Origin of the sequence: Bacillus sp. RB3 (assembly GCF_030164735.1) — a bacterium.
GTDB classification, from domain to species: Bacteria; Bacillota; Bacilli; order Bacillales; family Bacillaceae_G; genus Bacillus_A; species Bacillus_A cereus.
Genome location: NZ_JASNGE010000099.1, coordinates 1 through 518 on the forward strand (window position 1 = coordinate 1; position 518 = coordinate 518).

The window sequence follows — 518 nt, forward strand, 5'->3', positions numbered from 1 at the left end:
TACCCTTGCACTACTTTACGATTTGTTAAATCATAAATTGCTTTTGTAGACCAGTGATTTGCTGGAACATCTTTAAATGTTGTATCTGCCTGTACATTTGATAAAGATGTTAAAGTTGTTGCTGCAAGTACTACACCTGTTAAAATCATTTTTTTCATTTTCATACTATTTCCCCTTCTTCTCCTAATTATTTTTACGAATGAAAATATACTTTATTTTCCAACGTAATCATAATAACACATATACATTATATTTATATATATTTATTTATTGTTTTTAATGATAAAAATACTAATCCCTACAGAACACTATAGACTAAAAAAACTCTTCTTGCCTATAGAAGAGTTTTTACTACATTTTTACTGTTAAATAGCATTTTCCTTTATTTTAACGAACTTCCCGAAAGAATTCTCCTTCCTCAAGCGTGTGAAGGACGTAGCCCAACGATAGGTGGGAGATGAATTTCGGTTTGGCGTAGCCAAAAGGTTTTCCTTTTTATTTCACCTCTGATATAATCA

The 518-nt window shown here is 30.3% G+C and carries 1 pseudogene; it reads right to left on the reverse strand.

Going from position 1 to position 518, the window contains the following annotated elements:
* Nucleotides 1-164 (reverse strand): annotated as a pseudogene (locus QO049_RS30500) (S-layer homology domain-containing protein); the annotation flags it as partial.
* Nucleotides 165-518: the final 354 nt, after the last annotated feature.